Here is a 19,478-nt window from a genome sequence, read left to right on the forward strand (position 1 = left end):
AAAGAAAGAAAAAGTTATGATATTATTAGTTTTTGATACCAATACATTGATTGCAAGTATTGTTGTATTTCTTGCGCTTACTTTACTTTTAGTAGCTATTCTGTTAATAGCTAAGGCAAAACTGATGCCGCAAGGTAAGATGACTGTAACCATTAATGAAGAAAAAGAAATCCCAGCACAGGCAGGATCTACTTTGCTTTCGACATTAGGAGACAACAAAATATTTTTGCCTTCTGCATGTGGTGGAGGTGGTACTTGTGGTATGTGCCGTTGTCAAGTGCATTCTGGGGCAGGAGCAATATTGCCTACTGAAACAGGATTTTTCTCACGTAAAGAACAAATGAATGATTGGCGTCTTGCTTGTCAGGTGAAAGTAAAAGATAATATTGAGTTAGAGATTCCACAAGAAATTCTTGGTATTAAGAAGTGGGAGTGCGAAGTGGTTTCTAATAACAACGTGGCTACTTTCATCAAAGAATTTGTAGTGAAATTACCAGAAGGAGAGAATCTCGATTTCCGTTCTGGTGGCTACATCCAAATTGATGTACCAAAGATAGATGTCGATTTCAAAGACATTGATGTGGACGAGGAATATCGTGAAGATTGGGAGAAATTTGGAATGTTTGATTTGAAGATGCACAATCCAGAACCAACTTATCGTGCTTATTCGATGGCTAACCATCCTGCGGAGGGAAATATCATCATGTTGAATATCCGTATTGCAACACCACCAATTGATAGAGAAAAAGGCGGATTTGTTGATGTAAATCCAGGTGTTTGTTCTTCGTATATCTTCTCACGCAAACCAGGTGATAAGGTAACTATTTCTGGTCCATTTGGTGAGTTCTTCTTGAAAGATACTGATCATGAAAGAATGTTTATCGGAGGTGGTGCAGGTATGGCACCCATGCGTTCACATTTATTCCACATATTCCAAACAGTAAAAGACACTGATAGAAAAGTAACTTTCTGGTATGGTGCTCGTTCTTGGAAAGAGGTATTTTATTATGAGCAATTCAGAGAAATAGAAGAGAAATTCCCGAACTTTGAATTCCATTTGGCTCTAGACCGCCCTGATCCTGTTGCTGATGATTTGGGAATTGACTACAAGGCTGGTTTTGTTCACCAAGTAATTGAGGAGAATTATTTGAAACAACATGAGGAACCAGAAGAGATTAACTACTATATGTGTGGACCACCTATGATGAATGCAGCTGTTGAAAAAATGTTGTACGATTTAGGTGTGCCTGAAGAGAATATCGATTATGATGACTTCGGAGGATAGTCAATAAAAAGCATACAAAAAAATAAACCGCCTTATTCTTTTAGTAGATTAAGGCGGTTTGCTTTATACTCGTATGATTAGTTTGAGGGTATATGTGGCAATAAAGAAATTTTGTCAAAAGGAACAATCCGATTCGTTCCTTAAAAAACCTACTCTATGACTATTTTTTCACCCAAGAATTTAGGCTGATTTCCAAAAATTAAATCTAAAACCATTTTACAACGAGCGAATATTTCTCGTAAGTTAGTTTTAAATCCGTAGTGAGGATTTACACTTCTAGCGTTAAAAGCTATAGCATTTATACCTTTATGTTGAGCGATAAATAAAGCTCTTTTATTGTGAAATGGCTGGGAGATAATGGTAATATTATCCTGTCCAAAAACCACTTTGCTTCGTACAACTGAATCAAAGGTGCGAAAACCTGCATAATCTAGATAAATTTTCTCAGGAGGAATTCCTGCTTTTATCAGATCTTTTTGCATGGTTGTGGGCTCATTATATGATTGTGTACTATTATCACCACTCACCAGTACATACTGAATTTTGCCATCTCTAAATAAGGCTACTGTAGCCTCTATGCGATATTTGTAGTATAAATTGATACGACCTTTTCTTACATACTTACTTGTCCCTAGTAGCAAGCCTACATCATTGGATGGAATTAGCTCGGTATCATCACATAATTTATCCTTACTGCCTGCTTCAACAATTTGGTGAGAAATCAAGATGAAGAAAGAGAGGTAGAACATTGAATACAATGTGACATACTGCCATGTTTTCATTAGCGTGCCCTCTTCAAAGCTTGCTTTATGGTCTCACAAAGTCGTTTGTAAATTTCATCTTCACTACCAATACCGTCAACTTTGACTACATGATGCTTTTTACCATAGTATCCATAGACTTTTTGACTTCGTTTTTCGTAATTTTCTAAACGTCTTATAATCGTATCAGTATCAATGTCGTACACGCGACCTTGACCAGACTTTCCTCTATTGGTAAGTCTTCTGAATGATTCTAATGTAGGTACATTCAAATCTATAACTAATGATAATGAACTATTACGCTTGCGGAGCAATCCATCTAAAATATATGCCTGAACAATAGTACGCGGAAAGCCTTTGAAGATGAAGCCTCTTGATTCTGGATGCTTATTGATTTCGCGTTCTATGATTTTTATTGCAATTTCATCTGGTACAATATCTCCTTTGGTAATATATGTTTCGGCACTTTTACCCATCTCTGTTCCTTTGGCTATCTCTTTACGCAACAAAGATCCCGTTGAGATGTAGGTAAGGTTAAATTCTTCAGCTAATTTGTGCCCTTGAGTACCTTTTCCTGAACCTGGAGGTCCTAAAAGAACAACGTTGAACCAGATTTTTTGTAAAACTTTGTCAATATGAGAAACCAGACTATTGTGAACATCTTCTAACGAACCTACACCATTCACCGCCCTATAATTGCCTTTTTCCTTATAAAAATTTATAACGGGTTTGGTTTTATTTTCATATTCTTCAAGACGATATTTTATAACCTCTTGGGTATCGTCTGGTCTATTTTCTTTTTCGGCGCGCGCTGTCATACGTTTTATGAGGTTTTCCTTTGGCACCTCTAAACTTAGCATACAATGGAGCTCAGTATTCATCTTCAAAAGTAAACCTTCCAAGATATAGGCTTGCACAGTAGTCCTTGGGAAACCATCAAATAAGAATCCATTCACCTTTTCAGTATTTGTACGAAGTTCGTCTTCGATGATTTGTACAATGATTTCATCTGAAACTAATCCCCCTTTTTTGATGATTTCTTTGACCTGCTGTCCTAGCTCACTGTTTTTTTCTACCTCTTTACGAAGAATGTTACCAGTAGAGATATAGGCAAGATTATATTTATTTACTAATAATTTCGACTGCGTTCCTTTTCCTGCTCCCGGAGGACCGAATAATGCAATATTTAACATAGTTATTCAATTTTTATTCAAATATAAAAAATAATCTTCTCAAACGTTTGGTATAGTTGAGAGAATGTCTGTTATTTTTTGCAACATTACATTTCTTTTTATTTTGAAGCGGTAGGTTTTCACATTTGGCAACGAAAGTCCCGCTTTCCGTTCCTATCTTTTTTCCTCTCGCACTGATTTTCCACCCCACAAAAAAGGATAACCACTGCAATCGGGGCTAATTATTAGATTTTAGTGCTCTTTATTATTATGCTGTCATACTGAGCGTAGCGAAGTATCTCACGTCATTATTTTCCTAGATGAAAAGTTAAAGCTGAAAAAGTTGTAATTATCAGTTGAGATTGTCGCTTATACGATTATCACGCAACGTAGGACAGACCTTGAATACAGGCGTTAAAAACCGTAGTGTTGTAGCCGGCAAGAAACAGGAATTGTTTGAGCGAAGCGAGTTTTACTGTTTTTAGACTACAGTACTTTGTTTTAGTGTATGTTTTCACAGTCTTGAGTTTTTGGTTCGTTTTTGGGAAAGCCAAAATGAACAGAAAGAAAAGAGATCCTTCACTATCGTTCAGGATAACTCAAAATTTTTGTCACTCTGACGGTAGGAAGCGTCTCTCGTTACTATTATCACACAGAGAGAAAAGTCAACCTTCCTGTCTTTCTTATCCAAGAGGGAAAAGTGTCACATCGAGTGAATTTGTAAAGCAAATTTGTATCGAGATGTTCTCCCACAAGTTCTCGATACACTTTTCTTTTTTGCAAAAGAAAACCACTCGAACTGACAAGACCTTATTATCACTCTGATAAAAGCAAAAATCCCAATTACACAAGCTCAAAATTGTCAGCATCTAAATGTATAGGAAACTTCTCTCGGAATGCTTGTAACTTTTCTAGAGATAAATTTGCTGAGAGTGTTTCCGGTGTATCATATGTAGCCTTAGCTATAATTTTGCCTTTTGGAGATATGACTTGTGAACCACCGTCATAGACCAATTCGTTACCATCTATTCCGATACGATTGCAACCAACAACATAGCATTGATTTTCAATAGCTCTAGCAAGTAAAAGTGAATTCCAGACATTACGACGCACGGCAGGAAAGTTTGCAACATAGATTAATAAATCATATTCATTTCGATTGTAGGACCAAAGAGGAAACCGCAAATCATAACAAATCTGCGGAAAAATACGCCATCCTTTATAGTTTACAATGAGTTTTTTAATTCCCGCAGTATAATGTTCATGTTCCTTACCCATGCGAAACAAATGTCGCTTGTCATAATATTCGATAGCGCCATTAGGAAATGCAAAAATCATTCGATTGTAGAAAGCTCCATTTTCCTGGATAATTAAACTCCCAGTCAATAGGAATTGATAGCGTTTAGCACAGTCTTGCATCCACTTTACTGATTTACCATCCATTTTTTCTGCACTAGGTTTTGGTTCCATGGTAAAACCTGACGTGAACATTTCTGGTAATACAACTAAATCAACATGTTCAGCAATCTCGTCAAAACAGTTTTTGAAGTATTGTCTGTTTTCTTCCGGATTTTCCCAAACTAGATTAGCTTGTAGAGCTACGACTTTCAACATTGTCTATTCCTTTTGTGCATCAACTACAGCCATAGCGATCATATTCACAATATTGCGCACTGTAGCATTCAAAGGAACAATGTGTATTGGCTTGGCAGCCCCTACTAGTATTGGTCCGATGCTGTCAATATCTCCAAGCTTTTTCAAGAGTTTATAAGAAATGTTTGCTGCGTCTAAAGTGGGGAATATGAGTGTATTCACATCTTCATCCTTTAATTTTGTAAAGGGGAAGGTTTCGTCTCTTTTGTCATTATTCAACGCAAAATCAACTGATATTTCTCCGTCAACAATTAATTCTGGATGATTGGTATGCATGTACTCAACAGCTTTATGTACGATAATAGAACTTTCGTCTTGTACTGCACCGAAATTCGCGTAGGAAAGCATAGCTATGCGAGGTGTTATATTAAAGCGCTTTATGAGTTCAGCAGTAGCCATGGTTGTACTTATTAGTGTATCGACTGTTGTAGCCGATTCAATAGTAGTGTCAGCAAAGAACAATGGTCCGTGCTTAGTCATCATGATATTAACACCAGTATAATTTTTTATAGTCTCAGCTTTTCCAATGACTTGGTCTGCTATTTTTACTGCAGAACGATACTTGATAGAATGTCCTGTTATCATAGCATCAGCATCACCTACCTCCACCATCATTGCAGCGAAATAGTTTCGGTTGAATAATCGCTCTCTTGCTTCCTTAAAAGTAAACCCTTCGCGTTCTCGCTTTCTGCTGAGCTTCATAGCATATTCTGTTCTCCTTTGTGCATGAATTTGATTATTAACATCAATAATTTCAATATCCGAAATATTTACGTCATTTTCTTCTGCTATTCGAGTGATGGTATTTTTATTACCTAGAAGAACAGGATGTGCAAACTTATCTGTAGCTGCGATATGTGCCGCTTTAATAATATTGTAGTTATCACCTTCTGGGAATACTACGCGTTTGGGGTTGCGTTTTGCCTTATCGTGGAGTTTGCGTAGTAATTCGTTTTCGATTCCTAATTTCTTGTTTAAGTTACGCTGATAAGCCTCCCAGTCTGTAATTTCTTTACGAGCGACACCTGACTTAATAGCTGCCTTTGCTACTGCTGTTGCAACAGTCGCAATTAGTCTGGGGTCTAATGCTTTAGGCACGATATATTCTTTGCCAAATATTAGATTTTTTTCATTATAAGCTACATTCACCGATTCTGGAACTGTTTCACGAGAAAGTGCAGCAATGGCATTAACACAGGCAATTTTCATATCTTCGTTGATAGCTTTAGCTCTTACGTCCAAAGCTCCACGGAAAATATAGGGAAATCCTAAAACATTATTGATTTGATTTGGATAATCAGAACGACCCGTTGCCATAATTACGTCAGGTCGCACTGTGGTGGCGAAGTCATAGGTAACTTCAGGATTGGGATTGGCTAGTGCAAAGATAATGGGATCGGGAGCCATAGATTTTAACATTTCTTCTGTCAATAGATTTGCTACAGAGAGTCCTAAAAACATATCTGCGTCGACCAAGGCTTCCTTTAATGTTTCGATCTCTCTATCTGTGATAAATTCCTTTTTCTGTTTGCTTAGGTTCTCACGTTTTCGATTTATAACGCCTTTACTATCACACATCACAATGTTTTCTGGTTTCGCACCAATTGACATGTAAAGACGTGTACAAGAAACTGCAGCTGCACCGGCACCGTTAACTACAATTTTTATATCCTCAATCTTTTTCCCATTTAAATGTAATGCATTGATAAGACCGGCAGCTGAAATAATTGCTGTGCCGTGTTGGTCGTCGTGCATTACGGGTATATCAAGCTCTTCCTTAAGTCTTTCTTCAATTTCAAAACACTCAGGCGCTTTAATATCTTCCAAGTTAATTCCTCCAAAAGTAGGGGCAATCGCTTTTACAGCTGTGATGAATTTATCAGGATTCGTTTCATTTACTTCAATATCGAATACATCAATATCTGCAAAAATTTTAAAAAGCAAACCTTTTCCTTCCATTACAGGTTTACTTGCCTCTGCACCGATATCTCCTAATCCAAGTACAGCAGTTCCATTTGAAATAACTCCGACAAGGTTGCTTTTTCCTGTATAACGATAAGCATTTTCTGTATCTTTTTGAATTTCTAAACAAGGTTCAGCTACACCAGGACTGTATGCTAATGCCAAATCTCGTTGTGTACGATAAGGTTTTGTAGGAACGACTTCTATTTTTCCGGGTCTATCTTTTTCATGATATTTTAAAGCATCTGCTTTGGTTATCTTGGGAGTGCTCATATCGTTAAGTAGTTTTTAATTTTCCTATTATTTGTTGAATGTCTGTATAATTGTATTTTTTTAAATAATCTTCTATCCCATTAATAATTTCAATACTCACCTGTGGATTTATGAAATTGGCTGTTCCTATTTGAATAGCACTAGCACCTGCGAGAAAAAACTCAATTGCATCTGTAGTATTCATTATGCCACCCATACCTACGATGGGAATATTTACGGCATTGGAGACTTGCCAAACCATACGTAAAGCAACGGGTTTTATAGCAGGTCCTGATAATCCACCGGTGATAGTTGACAATACTGGTCGCTGTGTTTCAGCATTTATCGCCATTCCTAATAGCGTGTTGATAAGCGAAAGAGAATCAGCACCTTCGGCTTCAGCAGCTTTAGCAATCTCAACAATATCTGTAACATTTGGAGATAGTTTAACCATTAGATGTTTATGATAGACTTTTCGAACTTCCTTCACGACTTCACTTACGCCCGCACAACTTACACCAAAAGCCATTCCTCCTTCTTTTACATTAGGACAGGATACGTTCAGTTCAATGGCAGGAATATGCTCTAGTTCGTTTGCTTTTTCACATAAAGCAACATAATCATCTATCGTAGATCCTGAGGCATTTAGAATCATCGTGGTGTCATACTCCTGTAAACGAGGGTAAATATTTTCAATAAAATAGTCTATACCTTTGTTTTGTAAACCTACTGCATTTAACATGCCTTTGGGTGTTTCTGCCATACGTGGGTATGCATTTCCTGCACGGTTGTGCAATGTTGTTCCTTTGACAGATACACCGCCTAATTGGTTAACGTCTATAAAATCATCATATTCATAACCATAACCTGCTGTTCCAGAAGCCAGTATTACAGGATTTTTTAGTATTAAACCATTTAAATTGATAGCTAAATTTACCATTGTAATTCTTTTGCATTAAATACTGGACCTTGAAGGCAGGTCGTTACATTTTCGTGAGTCTTTGTTTCAGCAACACAGCAAAGGCATACCCCATAGCCACAGGCCATCATATTTTCTAAAGAAACTTCACAAGAAATTTCTCTATTCAATGCATATAGTGCTAATGCTTTAGTCATAGGGTGAGGGCCGCAGGTATATATTTTATCAAAGTCATCTTCCAATATAGAATGATTAGTAACGTAACCTTTTTCTCCTAAACTCTCATCTTCTGTTGTGATATGCACCGTTGCTAAACCATCAAATTTTTCAGTCAATAAAATATGTTTGGCACTACGAGCACCAACGAGCAGATGAATGTCTTCTACTTTATCTTTTAATTGTTTGGCTAAATAATATAACGGAGCGATACCGAATCCGCCACCTACCAAGAGCACCTTGTTATTTTCTTGAAGAGAATATCCATTGCCTAATGGGAAAAGTACATCTAAAGTATCTCCAACTTTTTTACTTTGCAAAGATTTAGTGCCTTTCCCTACGGCTTTTATGAGAAGTGAAAAGCTTTGTTGCTTAGTATCTGCATCATGTATAGAAAAAGGACGACGAAGGAAAACATCAGTATCTTCAACTAATACATTGACGAATTGTCCGGGTTTTATCTCAGGAAAAACTCCATCTTTTTTCAAAGTTAGGATAAAATGATCATCATTTACCCTTTTATGCTCTGAGATAGAGAGTTTTGCTACTGTTTTAGTCATAGTTATTTTATATATTTTACAAAAATAGTGAAAGGATTTATATCGTACGAAACAATTCTATTTCTTTTTTCTATATGAAAGTAGATAAAGATACACTATCGCTTTATTTAACGGAAATTTTCTTAAATTCCCTATATTTGTTGGTAAAATTAGAAGAATAAGGAATGAGAATAAGGTTCGCTGTTTTATTTCTAGCGCTTTTTATTTACGCGTGCTCATCCACTAAGAATGCTCCTATAGCAACTACATCTAAAGGGTTGTCACCGAAGCAGGCTACTATAGTAAACTATGGAATGTCTTATCTTAATACGCCATATGAATATGCAGGTAAAGGACCATCATCTTTTGATTGCTCAGGTTTTACATCTTTTGTATTTCATAAAGTAGGTTATAAACTCCCATCTAGTTCAAGAGGTCAAGCATCAGAATATCCTAAGGTTAGAAAACGGCAATTAGCTGTAGGTGATTTGGTTTTCTTTGAAGGAAGACGTAGAAATGGTCGAGTGGGGCATGTGGGCATCGTCACAGAAGTGAAAAAGGACGGCTCGTTTGATTTTGTGCACGCCTCAGTGCGTAAAGGCGTAACGATTTCTTCTTCATCTGATGATTATTATGCGAAGCGTTATTTAAAAGCTGGTCGGGTGTTACAACATAAAGATTTAGCTTATAATATTCGCAGTAATACAAACAGAGCTACGAGCCAACCTGAAGTAATAACTTATATCGTTAAAAAAGGAGATAGTCTCTACAAAATAGCTCGTAAACATAATTGTACCCTTTCAGAACTTCGTGAATGGAATCCTGGCGTGAAAACTCTTATTCGTGTAGGTGATAAATTGCAGATATATACGCATCCCTAGATAATAAATGAACTATGTAAGAAAAGATATTATCAGTATCTTTGTAAATTAATTTTAAGAAAATAGTATGTTTAAATTTAAGATTAGAATATTTAGTAGCCTGATAATAGGAATTTTATTTACTACAGTGCTAAATGCTCAGATATTACCTCAGACGAATCAAAATAATGAAGACGAGTTGCGCTCAGCATCTTTTAAATACCATCAATTACTCAATTTATTGGACAAAGTTTATGTTGACTCTTTGAATATTAAAGACTTGACAGAGAAAGCAATTGAAAATACGCTGGAACAGCTTGATCCGCACTCTGTTTACATGGATGAAGAAGAGCTGAAAGAAGCTGAAGAAACAATGAGTGGTGAATTTAGCGGTATCGGTATTCAGTTTAATATTTTGCGTGATACTTTGATGGTAGTAAGTACAGTAAATGGCGGACCATCTGAAAAAGTTGGTCTAAGAGCGGGAGACCGTATTGTGAAAATAAATGATGAAAAAGTTACGAATATTGGTTTAACAAATTCAGGAGTAGCTAAACGATTGAGAGGAGAGAAAGGAACAAAAGTAACCGTATATGTAGAGCGGAAAAATACGCCCAAAGTATTGGATTTTCTAATTATACGCGATGATATTCCATTGAATACCGTAGATGCTGCCTATATGATCAATGGAAATATTGGGTACGTAAAAGTGAATAGATTTGGGCAAAAAACACCTGACGAGTTTCATGAAGCGTTACAAAAGCTTAAAGAACAGGGAATGGAAAAACTCCTACTGGATCTTACCGGCAATGGAGGCGGTTATTTAGGAGCCGCTGTACAAATGCTTGATGAATTCATGGAAGTCTTGAAATTAGCTGTTTACGTAGAAGGCTTGCATTCCCCACGTAGAGATTTTATGACCATGAATACAGGATTGATAGAAGATGCACCCGTGGTAGTAATGATAGATGAAAGTTCTGCTTCGGCTAGCGAGATTGTGGCAGGTGCAGTTCAAGATTGGGATAGAGGAGTGCTCGTAGGACGGCGTTCTTTTGGCAAGGGATTGGTTCAAAATCAATTCGCAATGCCTGATGGCTCTGCCGTACGCATCACAACGGGGCATTATTATACGCCAAGTGGACGTAATATTCAGAAAAGTTATGAAAATGGCTCTAAAGATTATTACAGTGAAGTTTTTAAACGCTATGAACATGGGGAAATGATAAATCCTGACAGTATCGAGTTTCCTGACTCATTAAAATTCGAAACATTGGTCAATAAAAGAACAGTTTATGGAGGTGGCGGAATTATGCCAGATGTTTTTGTGCCTTTAGATACAACGAAAAATTTCAGCTATTTGAATGCTCTATACCGCAAAAATATCATTTATCCATACACCATTGATTATGTTGATTTACATAGAGCAGACTTGATAACTAAGTATTCTAATTTAGAGATATTTAATAATGAATTTGAGGTAACAGAGGCCATTTTGGAAGAAGTATACCAAGCAGGATTAAAAGAAGATATAGAAAGAAAAGATGAAGATTATTTGCCGATAAAAGAAGATATGAAAATGTCTATAAAAGCTCTAATTGCCAGAGGATTATTTGGGATGGAGGCGTATTATGAGATTATGAATCAAAACGATGATATCTTCTTAAAAGCAGTAGATATTCTAAAAAATAATAAAACAGAAAAAATACTAAAAAATAACTAAACTATGCTTACAGCTATTTCACCTATTGACGGACGATATAGAGGAAAAGTTGCTTCACTTGCGACTTACTTTTCAGAAGAAGCCATTATTCGCTATCGCGTATTGGTAGAGGTTGAGTACTTTATTGCACTTTGCGAATTGCCATTGCCCCAGTTAGCGGATTTTGATAAATCTAAATACGAAACTTTACGCGATTTGTATCGTAATTTCACAACAGAAGATGCTCAAAAAGTAAAGGATATTGAAAAAATAACCAACCATGATGTTAAATCTGTTGAGTATTTTATCAAAGAAGCTTTTGACAGAGAAGGATTACAACAATTCAAAGAGTTTGTACACTTCGGACTTACTTCGCAAGATATTAACAATACAGCGTTTCCATTGGCAACTCGTGATGCTGTACAGGAGGTTTATTATCCATTAATTGATAAATTATTAGAGCGACTAGATACTTTGGTTGAAGATTGGAAAGAAATAGCAATGCTTGCACGAACTCACGGACAACCCGCTTCGCCAACACGATTGGGTAAAGAAATTCAAGTATTTGCTTATCGTGTACGTACGCAACTCAATTTACTAAAGAGCGTTCCTTGTTCTGCCAAGTTTGGTGGAGCTACAGGTAATTTTAATGCACATCACGTTGCCTATCCTGATTTTGACTGGAAAGCATTTGGAAATCATTTCGTTGGAGAGATTCTTAGGTTAGAACGAGAAGAATATACCACGCAAATTTCAAATTATGACAATCAAGCGGCTATCTATGATAATTTGAAACGTATCAATACCATATTGATTGATTTGAATAGAGATATGTGGACGTACATCTCCATGAATTATTTTAAACAACGCTTAAAAGAAGGTGAAGTTGGATCATCAGCAATGCCACACAAAGTGAATCCTATCGATTTCGAAAATTCTGAAGGTAATTTAGGTATTGCAAATGCCGTGTTTAACTTTCTCTCTGAGAAGTTGCCGATTTCACGCTTACAAAGAGATTTAACAGATTCAACCGTTATTCGTAACATTGGAGTACCATTAGCACATACTGTTATAGGACTGAAATCTCTTTTGAATGGATTGGGGAAATTACAGATAAGTCCGGAAGCATTTGCAAAGGATTTGGAAGATAACTGGGCAGTTGTTGCGGAAGCGATACAGACTATTTTACGTAGAGAGAATTATCCGAAGCCATATGAGGCCTTGAAGAAATTGACTAGAGTAAATACTAAAATAACAGAAGATGTTATTAAAGAATTTATTGACACTTTAGACGTTTCGGATACAATAAAAGAAGAATTAAAGCAAATAACTCCATCAAACTATACTGGAGTATAAATGAAAGAATTTATTCAAATACTTCGTAGATTCTTACCACCATACAAGAAGAATTTGTTGCTGAATGTGATTTTCAATATCATTTCGGCGGTAGCTACGTCTTTCTCATTTGCCATACTGATACCTGTATTAAATATTTTATTCGAATCGGATAAAGACATTACGAGTATCGGTGAATTTCAGATGGATTTTGATTATATAAAAGAAGTTCTAGGATATTATACTACTCAAATAAAATATGAATATGGTATTGAAAATACCTTATTGATTGTAGGAAGTTTCTATATTATAGCAACTCTAGTAAAAGTTGGAACTCAGTATTTGGCTTCCTACAATATGATTTTTATTCGTAATAGTGTGGTGCGTGATGTTCGTAATCAAATATATACCAAAGTTGTAGATCTGCCATTATCATTCTTTTCAGAAGAACGTAAAGGCGATGTAATGGCAAGAATCACTGGTGATGTTACTGAAGTTGAGAATTCCATTATGAACTCGCTTGATATGCTTTTTAAAAATCCGATAATGATTATCGTTCTGTTGGGAAGTATGTTATTCATGAGTTGGCAATTAACAATTTTTGTTTTGATATTATTACCGATAAGTGGTTTTATTATAGGACGAATTGGAAAAAACCTAAAAAAACGTTCGGGAGAAGGACAAAGCAAGATGGGAGAAATCCTCTCTACCACAGAAGAGACGTTATCAGGTCATCGGATTATAAAAGCATTTAATGCTGAGGATAAGATGAAAGTGAATTTCGACGAACAAAACAATAGCTATCGCATCACGATGAATAGACTGCAAAGGCGTTATGCTTTGGCTCATCCGATGAGTGAGTTATTAGGATCTGTTACTATTATAATTTTACTTTGGTATGGTGGACGTTTGATACTGGGTGATTCTGGATTTCAGGCTTCAGTTTTTATTGCTTATTTGGGAATATTTTATTCTATCATCAATCCAGCAAAAGCACTTTCCCAAGCAAGTTATAGCATACAGAAAGGTTTAGCAGCAATGGATAGAATCGATATGATCTTAACTGCAGAGAACACTATAAAAGAGGCTGAAGATGCTATTGAAATACATGATTTTACTGATAATATCCGCTATTCTAATGTAACTTTTACTTATGATAATAAAGTGGATGTTTTAAGGAATATTTACGTAGATATAGAAAAGGGACAAACGGTGGCTTTGGTGGGGCAATCAGGTTCCGGGAAAACAACATTTGCTGATCTTCTTCCACGTTTTTACGACGTTGCAGGAGGACGAATAACTGTTGATGGAATAGATATACGAAAAGCGAAACTTAAAAGTCTAAGAGCTTTGATGGGGAATGTTAATCAGGATCCGATTTTATTTAATGATACATTTTTTAATAATATTGCTTTTGGAGTTGAAAATGCTACGCAAGAGGAGGTGGAACGTGCTGCAAAAATTGCTAATGCTCATGATTTTATAATGGCAACAGCAAAGGGGTATCAAACGAATGTTGGTGACAGAGGCGGTAAACTTTCAGGAGGTCAGCGCCAGAGAATCAGTATTGCAAGAGCCGTATTAAAAAATCCTCCGATTATGATTCTTGATGAAGCTACTTCAGCATTGGATACACAGTCTGAAAAATATGTTCAAGAAGCTTTAGACAATTTAATGAAAGACCGCACATCTATAGTTATCGCACACCGTCTTTCTACTATTCGTAATGCGGATTTGATATTAGTTTTCAAGGATGGACAAATCGTTGAAAGAGGAAAGCACGACGAACTTTTAGCTAAAAGTGGTGCCTATAGCGTGTTACACGAAATGCAAACAAATAACAAAATATGATACTTTCCATGACCGGCTTTGGTAAAGCTGAAGATAATTTTTCCAATAAAAATGTGAGTTTAGAGATTCGCGCTCTTAATAGTAAACAGATAGATATCTATACTCGAATACCTTCTGATTATAAAGATAAGGATCTTGAAATCCGGAATTTTTTAAAAGATGAACTTATCCGGGGGAAAATTGACTTTACGTTAACTATTTCTACACAAGAGGGCGTTGGCAACACCACAATCAATCGAGATTTAGCAAAAGAGTATTTTAACGAATTAAAAGGATTAAGCAAAGATTTAGGTGTTGATTTATCAACTGAAAATATCATAGCGACTTTACTCAAAATGCCTGAAGTACTCACAGCCAAACAAAAAGATATCACAGAAACTGAATGGAATCTGCTTTGGCATGTAATAGGTGAAGCAGTAAGAAGGCTACATAAGTTTAGACAACAGGAAGGGCAGAGCCTGCAGGAAGATTTGCTAGAAAACGTGACTACAATTGAGAGACTTTTAGATGAAGTTGAACAGTATGAACCTGAGCGTATTGAAACAGTAAAATTACGCCTACAAGAGCAGTTAAAAGGATTAAATATTGAAGTAGATAAAGAGCGTTTTGAACAGGAGTTGATTTATTATTTAGAGAAACTGGATATTAATGAAGAAAAGGTTCGCCTTCGCAATCATTGTCATTATTTCAGAGAAACGGTAAACTCTAACGAGCAAAGTGTTGGTAAAAAGCTAGGTTTTATCGCTCAAGAAATGGGACGTGAGATTAACACCTTAGGTTCTAAAGCGAATCACATGAACATTCAGCAGTTAGTCGTGCAGATGAAAGAGGCTTTAGAAAAAATCAAAGAACAAACTCTTAACGTGTTGTAAAATGAATAAGCAGGGGAAATTAATTATTTGTTCCGCTCCTAGTGGTTCAGGAAAAACGACTTTAGTTCAACATCTGCTCAGTCTAAATTTTGATTTGGTTTTTTCAGTTTCTGCAACTACCAGAGCACCTCGTGGTTTAGAAGTTCATGGAAAAGATTATTATTTTTTGAGTGTAGAAGATTTCAAAAATAAGATTGAACAAGATGCATTTGTTGAGTGGGAAGAAGTTTATGAAGGCATATTTTACGGAACATTGAAAGCTGAGGTTAATCGCTTATTAGAAGAAGGAAAGAATGTTATTTTTGATGTGGATGTCTTGGGTGGTTTAAATCTTAAGAAATATTATAAAGAAAACGCGCTAGCATTGTTTATTGCACCTCCATCTATTGAGGAATTGGAAAGAAGACTTGTGGCTAGAGCCACTGATGAGAAGTGTGTTATTGCAGAGCGTGTGAAAAAAGCTTATTATGAACTTTCATATAGGGAAAGCTTTGATGAAGTAATAATAAATGAAAATTTGGAAGAAGCGAAAAAGGATATAAAAAATAAAGTGAGTACATTTATAAAAGAATAATTATGAATAAAAAGATAGTTTTTATTCTTTTTATATGTTGGATTATGCCTGTAAATGCAGAAGTGCCTTTGATTGATAGTGCAAAGAATATCATTCAAAATGTTGAAAGTTTAACAGCATTCTATCAGAAATTAGCAGAAGCTAAGAAAGGCAATGGAGATATCAATATTCTGCATATTGGAGATTCACACATACAAGCCGGCTTTTTAACGGGAACTTTGCGAAGAGCTTTTCAGAACGACTATGGAAATGCAGGACGTGGATTGGTGTTTCCTTATCGTTTGGCTAATACCAATGGAGATATGGATGTGCGTTTCTCATCAAGTGTTTCTTGGCAACGTTATCGCATTATTACTGAAGAGGCACCCAAAGTGGGTATATCAGGAGCAACAGTCTATACAAATGCTAAGGAGTTTTTTGTGAAATTACAAGCTGGTGAAGATGAGGCTTTTAATCAAATAGAAATTTTCGGTGAAGGTCTTAGTCAAGTAAAATTAGCTATTGCCGACGAAAGCATTAAAATACAACCGAAGACGACAAAAATAATCCACAAAGTAAAGTCAGGCGATGTTTTAGGAAAAATAGCTAGGAAATACCACGTGACTGTGAGTCAAATAAAACATTGGAACCATCTTCGGGGAACAATGATTCGGATTGGACAAAAATTGGTAATTCTCAAACAAGGTAAAACTCCAGTGTATGACTCTTCGCAATTTGAGTGGGTAACTGTGTATGAACAGTCAGACAATACGATTAAAGCTGTATTACCAGAAGCTACGCGAGGTATTTATTTGATCAAAGAAAAGCAAGACGTAAACAAGACTGTTTCACTCTATAGTTTGCATCTATCTAATAGTCAGCAAGGTGTTGTTTATAATGCAGTCGGTTATAATGGTGCAAAATATACGGATTATTTAAAATCACCTCTTTTCTTTACACAGATGGAAGAGCTATTTCGACCTGATTTAGTCATAATATCTTTAGGAACAAATGAAGCTTTTGATAAAGTCTATTCTCTAGAAAGTTTTCGAAATGATGTTGAATTATTTTGTAAAGAAATAGAACTCCGTACAGGATGCCATACTATTCTATTTACTACACCACCTTCTGCATTAGTTAGCCGAAGATATCCCAACAAAAAATTGTTGAAATATGCTGAAGTTTTGAAAGAAGTAGCCCAAGAACGAAATTATGCCGTTTGGGATTTATACGAGATAATGGGCGGGGAACAAGGACTGAAAAAATGGTACAAGTCTGGGCTAGCAGGAAAGGATCGAATTCATTTTAAAGAAGAAGGATACCGCTTGCAAGGGGAGTCTCTGTACAAAGCCTTAACAAAACATGCAGAATAATCGATGAAACTGATAGATTTAATAAAAGACATTTTTGTTTACGATAGTTCTCATCCATTATTATTTAACTCAGGTCTTTTCCTTGGATTATTTTTAGCTTTTTATGCGATTTATATTGCAATAAGGAAAGAAAAGTTTCACAAACTACGCATTCTTTATGTTATAGCCTTTTCCTTATTTTTTTATTATAAGTGCAGTGGTATTTACTTTTTATTACTCATCTTTTCATCCATTGTAGATTATTATATCGGACAAGCACTTTCTAATGTGCAAAAGCAATCCTATAGAAAATTGCTTTTGTGGCTTAGTATCGCTGTAAATTTAGGATTGCTAGGCTACTTTAAATACACAAATTTTTTCATTGACAACATTAATGGAATCACTGGTGCTGATTTAAAACCTCTAGACATTTTCCTTCCAATAGGTATCTCATTTTACACATTCCAAACAATGAGTTATTCTATAGATTTGTATAGGAGAAAAATTGAACCTGCTAGAAATTTTTGGGATTTTTTATTCTTTGTTTCCTTCTTTCCTCAATTAGTGGCAGGTCCTATTGTACGTGCCGCACAGTTTATCCCTCAGATATCGAAAGAACCCAAACTTAGTCATTATGGGTTGGATAAAGCGTTGTTGCTTATTATGGGAGGACTTTTCAAAAAAGCTGTTATTTCAGACTATATTTCCATCAATTTCGTAGATAGAGTATTTGACAACCCGCAATTGTACTCAGCATTTGAAAACCTTATGGCAGTTTATGGGTATGCGGCACAGATATATTGCGACTTCTCAGGTTATTCTGATATGGCAATAGGTTTGGGCTTGTTGTTAGGATTTCGGTTACCGATAAACTTCCGTTCTCCTTACCAATCTACGAGTATCACTGAATTCTGGCGACGCTGGCATATTTCCTTGTCATCATGGCTGAAAGATTACTTGTATATTTCACTTGGAGGGAATAGGAAAGGAGCTATTCGTACTTATGTCAACTTGTTTTTAGTCATGTTCTTAGGAGGTTTATGGCATGGCGCAGCCTGGAAATTTGCTGTTTGGGGAATGTTGCACGGCGTACTTCTCGCTATCGAACGCTTCTTTGGCAAAATGATAAATCTGCCCAAAAGCAGAGCAAGAAGCTTTATTGGTTGGCTGTTCACCTTTCATTTTGTGCTTTTCGCATGGATATTCTTCCGAGCTTCAGATTACGACACAGCAATGCTTCTGATTGGCAAAATTGGAGACTTGTTCACCGACCAATATGCAATAGGAGATATTTTATATAGTTATCGCTTTGTATTTGCTCTACTTATCATCTCTTTTGGAACACACCTTATGCCCAATCGCGATTTGTTTGCACTCTATACGATTTATCGAAAAGCACCTTTATGGTTAAAGGCTATTGGTTTGGGAATTCTTATTTGGGTCGTTTATTTGACCGCATCTAGCGATGTGCAACCATTTATTTATTTCCAGTTTTAGTGTTGCAAATTCTTGATGCACAGAACTTATCTTAGACTACAATTCTTTCTATTTAGTAGCGGTAGGTATAGCTATACTTGCGAGCAAAGTCCCGCTTTCCGTTTCTATCTTTTTTCCTCTCGCACAGATTTTCCACCCCACAAAAAAGGATAACCACTGCAATCGGGGCTAATTATTTATACTTTGTTTCTTGTCTTTCTGAACCCTTTGGCTATACTTAGGATAAATTCCGAGAAGAAATCTTTTGTTACTCTGAGCAACGCGAAAAGGCTCACATTATTAAGTGAAAAGTTAAAAATGAAAAAAGAAAATTATCTGTTGAGATTGTCGCTTATACGATTATCACGCAACGTAGGACAGACCTTGAATACAGGCGTTAAAAACCGGAGTGTTGTAGCCGTCAAAAAACAGGAATTGTTTGAGCGAAACGAATTTTACTGTTTTAGGCTACAGTACTTCGTTTTAATGTATGTTTTCACAGTCTTGAGTTTTTGGTTCGTTTTTGGGAAAGCCAAAATGAACAGAAAGAAAAGAGATCCTTCACTATCGTTCAGGATAACTCGAAATTTTTGTCACTCTGACGGTAGGAAGCGTCTCTCGTTACTATTATCACACAGAGAGAAAAGTCAACCTTCCTGTCTTTCTTATCCAAGAGGGAAAAGTGTCACATCGAGTGAATTTGTAAAGCAAATTTGTATAG

15 protein-coding genes are annotated in these 19,478 nt (G+C 36.1%); 9 read left to right on the forward strand and 6 right to left on the reverse strand.

Annotated features, from left to right (window positions below):
- Positions 1-16 precede the first annotated feature (16 nt).
- Positions 17-1,285, forward strand: coding sequence for an NADH:ubiquinone reductase (Na(+)-transporting) subunit F (nqrF, locus tag C7377_RS04720; RefSeq protein WP_116496152.1), 1,269 nt, complete (start codon positions 17-19; stop codon positions 1,283-1,285).
- Positions 1,286-1,434: 149 nt separating this feature from the next.
- On the opposite strand, the gene C7377_RS04725 is transcribed toward nqrF, so the two are convergent.
- The 6 genes from C7377_RS04725 to C7377_RS04750 all read right to left on the reverse strand — a co-directional run bounded on the left by C7377_RS04725 (position 1,435) and on the right by C7377_RS04750 (position 8,780).
- Complete coding sequence (locus C7377_RS04725; RefSeq protein ID WP_116496153.1) at positions 1,435-2,067, reverse strand: SanA/YdcF family protein; 633 nt, start codon at positions 2,065-2,067, stop codon at positions 1,435-1,437.
- Positions 2,067-3,239, reverse strand: coding sequence for an adenylate kinase (locus C7377_RS04730; RefSeq protein ID WP_116496154.1), 1,173 nt, complete (start codon positions 3,237-3,239; stop codon positions 2,067-2,069). The genes C7377_RS04725 and C7377_RS04730 overlap by 1 nt, the downstream gene beginning before the upstream one ends.
- Positions 3,240-4,061: 822 nt before the next feature.
- Positions 4,062-4,832, reverse strand: coding sequence for an amidohydrolase (locus C7377_RS04735; RefSeq protein WP_116496155.1), 771 nt, complete (start codon positions 4,830-4,832; stop codon positions 4,062-4,064).
- A 3-nt stretch (positions 4,833-4,835) separates the two neighbouring features.
- Positions 4,836-7,106, reverse strand: a complete 2,271-nt coding sequence (locus tag C7377_RS04740) for an NADP-dependent malic enzyme (RefSeq protein WP_116496156.1) — start codon at positions 7,104-7,106, stop codon at positions 4,836-4,838.
- Between the two features lie 4 nt (positions 7,107-7,110).
- Entirely contained in the window at positions 7,111-8,025 is a 915-nt protein-coding gene (locus C7377_RS04745) for a dihydroorotate dehydrogenase (RefSeq protein ID WP_116496157.1), read from the reverse strand.
- On the reverse strand, positions 8,019-8,780 hold the full coding sequence (locus tag C7377_RS04750; RefSeq protein ID WP_116496158.1) for a dihydroorotate dehydrogenase electron transfer subunit: 762 nt from the start codon (positions 8,778-8,780) through the stop codon (positions 8,019-8,021). The genes C7377_RS04745 and C7377_RS04750 overlap by 7 nt, the downstream gene beginning before the upstream one ends.
- A 164-nt stretch (positions 8,781-8,944) precedes the next feature.
- Between C7377_RS04750 and C7377_RS04755 the strand changes: the two genes are divergently transcribed.
- The 8 genes from C7377_RS04755 to C7377_RS04790 all read left to right on the forward strand — a co-directional run bounded on the left by C7377_RS04755 (position 8,945) and on the right by C7377_RS04790 (position 18,778).
- The gene (locus tag C7377_RS04755) at positions 8,945-9,640 is read left to right on the forward strand and encodes a C40 family peptidase (protein ID WP_116496159.1); all 696 of its coding nucleotides are present in this window, start codon (positions 8,945-8,947) and stop codon (positions 9,638-9,640) included.
- A 67-nt stretch (positions 9,641-9,707) separates the two neighbouring features.
- A complete protein-coding gene (locus C7377_RS04760; RefSeq protein WP_116496160.1) occupies positions 9,708-11,339 on the forward strand; it encodes a S41 family peptidase in 1,632 nt (543 codons plus the stop codon).
- 3 nt (positions 11,340-11,342) lie between these two features.
- Positions 11,343-12,674, forward strand: a complete 1,332-nt coding sequence (purB, locus tag C7377_RS04765; RefSeq protein WP_116496161.1) for an adenylosuccinate lyase — start codon at positions 11,343-11,345, stop codon at positions 12,672-12,674.
- Positions 12,675-14,504, forward strand: coding sequence for an ABC transporter ATP-binding protein (locus C7377_RS04770; RefSeq protein ID WP_116496162.1), 1,830 nt, complete (start codon positions 12,675-12,677; stop codon positions 14,502-14,504). It abuts the gene before it with no gap.
- The gene (locus C7377_RS04775) at positions 14,501-15,376 is read left to right on the forward strand and encodes a YicC/YloC family endoribonuclease (RefSeq protein WP_116496163.1); all 876 of its coding nucleotides are present in this window, start codon (positions 14,501-14,503) and stop codon (positions 15,374-15,376) included. Before C7377_RS04770 ends, C7377_RS04775 begins: the two co-directional genes overlap by 4 nt.
- Before the next feature lies 1 nt (position 15,377).
- Entirely contained in the window at positions 15,378-15,950 is a 573-nt protein-coding gene (gmk, locus tag C7377_RS04780; RefSeq protein WP_116496164.1) for a guanylate kinase, read from the forward strand.
- A 2-nt stretch (positions 15,951-15,952) separates the two neighbouring features.
- Complete coding sequence (locus C7377_RS04785) at positions 15,953-17,302, forward strand: LysM peptidoglycan-binding domain-containing protein (RefSeq protein ID WP_116496165.1); 1,350 nt, start codon at positions 15,953-15,955, stop codon at positions 17,300-17,302.
- Positions 17,303-17,305: 3 nt separating this feature from the next.
- Positions 17,306-18,778 carry an MBOAT family O-acyltransferase gene (locus C7377_RS04790; RefSeq protein ID WP_116496166.1) on the forward strand — a complete coding sequence of 491 codons (1,473 nt, stop codon included), beginning with the start codon at positions 17,306-17,308 and terminating at the stop codon, positions 18,776-18,778.
- The last annotated feature ends 700 nt before the right edge of the window (positions 18,779-19,478 follow it).

Origin of the sequence: Balneicella halophila, assembly GCF_003096835.1 — a bacterium.
GTDB lineage: Bacteria > Bacteroidota > Bacteroidia > Bacteroidales > Balneicellaceae > Balneicella > Balneicella halophila.